This window comes from Phyllobacterium sp. (genome assembly GCF_037994405.1).
In the GTDB taxonomy this organism is placed as follows: Bacteria; Pseudomonadota; Alphaproteobacteria; order Rhizobiales; family Rhizobiaceae; genus Phyllobacterium.
In genome coordinates, this window is sequence record NZ_JBBNAN010000299.1 from 1 (window position 1) to 2,893 (window position 2,893).

At 55.4% G+C, this 2,893-nt stretch carries 3 protein-coding genes and 1 pseudogene; all 4 read right to left on the reverse strand.

From position 1 onward, the window contains the following. A partial coding sequence (locus AAAC48_RS16695; RefSeq protein ID WP_340655260.1) for a FadR/GntR family transcriptional regulator occupies positions 1-707 on the reverse strand: 707 nt, incomplete at its 3' end. Then, the gene (yjfF, locus tag AAAC48_RS16700; RefSeq protein ID WP_340655261.1) at positions 694-1,671 is read right to left on the reverse strand and encodes a galactofuranose ABC transporter, permease protein YjfF; all 978 of its coding nucleotides are present in this window, start codon (positions 1,669-1,671) and stop codon (positions 694-696) included. The genes yjfF and AAAC48_RS16695, both read right to left, overlap by 14 nt. Continuing rightward, positions 1,668-2,684, reverse strand: coding sequence for an ABC transporter permease (locus AAAC48_RS16705; protein WP_340655262.1), 1,017 nt, complete (start codon positions 2,682-2,684; stop codon positions 1,668-1,670). The genes yjfF and AAAC48_RS16705 overlap by 4 nt, the downstream gene beginning before the upstream one ends. Further along, a pseudogene (locus tag AAAC48_RS16710) lies at positions 2,681-2,893 on the reverse strand (sugar ABC transporter ATP-binding protein); the annotation flags it as partial. The pseudogene AAAC48_RS16710 and the gene AAAC48_RS16705, both read right to left, overlap by 4 nt.

Below are 2,893 nucleotides of genomic sequence, written 5' to 3' on the forward strand. Positions count from 1 at the left end.
CGCATTGCGGCTTTCGCTGCTTGCACATCCCTAACATTGATGGCATCGACGATAGCGTTGTGTCGTGCAACTGATTGGCCATGTCTTTCAGGGCTCGGAACCGGCGAACTGATTGTGAAAGTGGTAACAAGCGCCACCTCAATCATCGTACTGATCGAACGCATGAACGGGTTACCGGATGCATCGGCAATATCGATGTGGAACTGCAGATCGCTGTGGACGAAATCCGCAGCCGAATGCCCTGCCCCCTCCATCCTGCCCACGCAATCGTAGAGTCTTGCAAGCTGCTGCTCGCTCCTGCGCAACGCGGCAAGACCGGCAGCCTCGGGCTCCAGTGCGAGGCGCATCTCGAGCAAGCTCGAAAGAAATTCGGGACTGGCGCCGATTTCGAAGTGCCAGACCAGAATGTCAGGGTCGAACAGATTCCAATGGGCACGGGTCAGCACCCTAGTCCCGATTTTGGCTCGGGGCTGGATCAATCCCTTTGCCGCAAGTGTCTTGAGCGCCTCCCGGAGCACGGTTCGTGAGACGTGAAATTGCTGTAACAATTCTGCGTCGCCCGGAAGGATACTGTCTTCCGCATAGAACCCGCTCACGATCTTCAAACCAAGGTCACGCATCACATGGCCATGATGCGTACGCGAATGTGCCGCTGTGCGGAAGTCATAGTTGGCTAACTGATTTTCGGGTGAGTCAAGCGGTGGCATTGATCATGGTCCTCCTCGTGGAGAGGAATACCAAAGTCCTTTGCAATGCGATGAACGCAAAGAGCAACGCACCCACCACGATTTTTGTCCACCAACTGGACAACGTCCCGTCGAAGACAATGTAGGTCTGGATGATACCCTGGATGACCACACCAACAAAGGTGCCGGCGACATATCCGACGCCGCCCGTCAGCAATGTGCCCCCGATGACAACAGCGGCGATGGTGTCAAGTTCGACCCCGACGGCGGCAAGCGAGTAGCCTGCAGATGTGTAAAGTGAGAACACGATACCTGCTAGTCCGGATAGGAATCCTGATAGGGCATAGATAGTAATTGTCGTTCGCGCCACGGGAACACCCATCAGTTCGGCCGATGTGCGGTTACCGCCGATCGCATAAATGTAAGAGCCGAACTTGCTGAAGTGTGCCATCACGATACCGCACAGGAATACCAGCACCATCAGGCCACCGATGAATGTCAGTCGCCCTCCGCCCGGCAGCCGGTAATAAAGGCCTTGCAGCATCGAATAGAATTCATGATTGATCGGAATTGAATCTGTCGTCATGACGAAACACATCCCCCGCGCCAGGAACATCCCCGCCAAGGTGACGATAAAAGCCGGCACATCGAGATAATGGATGATGACACCCATGATCGCGCCGAAGGTTGTGGTAATGACCAGCGCAATGGCGAAAGCTGCCAGAGGGTGTACGCCATATTTCGTGATGAGTACGGCGAGCAAGACGCCGGTAAAAGCGATGACCGATCCAACGGAGAGATCAATGCCTCCAGAAAGAATAACGAAGGTCATGCCGACTGCCGCGATTCCGAGAAAGGCATTGTCGGTCAAGAGATTACCGACAACCCGAGTGGACAGCATGGCGGGAAACTGCATCACGCAGGCTGTATAGGCGAGCACGCAGATGAACAGCGTTGCATAAAAGGGAAGAAGCCGTGTGTTCATTGGCGCTTTACTCGTTGCGTGCGGAGTTCAGTTTTCAGGAAATGCCAGCCACCTGCGGATGAGAAAGACTGTGCCAACAGGATCACGATGATCACCACGGCCTTGAGAATGAGATTGTATTCCGGCGGAAAGCCGGAGAGCAGGATCCCGGTATTCATCGCCTGGATGATGACGGCGCCAAGGCCTGACATCAAGACTGAGAAGCGTCCACCGAACAGAGACGTTCCGCCAATAACGACGGCAAGGATCGCATCGAGCTCAAGCCAGAGTCCGGCATTGTTGGCATCAGCGCCACGAATATCGGCGGCAACGATGATGCCCGCCAGCGCTGCGCAGAATCCGCAAAAGGTATAGATGACGAGGAGAAGCAGCTTACTGTTCAACCCGGCATAAGTGCTGGCGCTGCGATTGACACCGATCGACTCGATCAGCAGTCCGAGCGCAGTACGTCGAACAACCACGATCGCAAACACCAGTAGAATTGCGGCAATCTGCACTGGCATCGGTATGCCGAGAAATGAACCCGTACCGAAAGAGATTAGAGCTGGATCAGTGAAGGTAATGATCGATCCTTCGGTGATGAGCTGCGCGATCCCGCGACCCGCCACCATCAGGATGAGCGTCGCCACGATCGGCTGGAGATCGAAATAAGCAACGAGCAACCCGTTCCAAAGGCCGCATAGCAGTCCCGTTCCGAGCGCTGCGAAGATGACGACCGGGGAGGAGTATCCAGCGACAGTCAGTGTCGCGGCGATGGCTCCAGCGACTGCCATGACGGCGCCAACCGACAGATCAACGCCGCGGCTGGCAATGACGGCTGTCATGCCAATCGCCAGAATAATGACAGGAGCACCTCTGTTCAGCACGTCGACAAGGCTGCCAAACATTCGGCCATCCTGAATGCGAATTTCGAAGAAACCGGGAAACGCCAAATAATTCAGAAACAGGATCAGAGCCAGCGAAAGGAGTTGCGGCGATGCCTTGGTAAATGCCGCTGCATTCATGCGGGTCATACGTGCACCTCTCCTGTTTCGGCAGCGATTTTCTGCATGATTTTCGTGGTTGTGATGTCGTCGCCTGCGAGCTCGCCTCGATGCGCGCGGTCGCGCAGCACAACCACGCGAGTGCTGTAAGCGACGATCTCTTCGATTTCCGACGAAATGACGAGGAGCGCCATGCCGTCATCACAAAGCCGGTTGATCAGGGCAATGATTTCTGCGTG

Coding starts and splice junctions, on each gene's coding strand:
- AAAC48_RS16705 (WP_340655262.1), bottom strand. CDS start 2,684: ATGACCCGCATGAATGCAGCGGCATTTACCAAGGCATCGCCGCAACTC.
- yjfF (WP_340655261.1), bottom strand. CDS start 1,671: ATGAACACACGGCTTCTTCCCTTTTATGCAACGCTGTTCATCTGCGTG.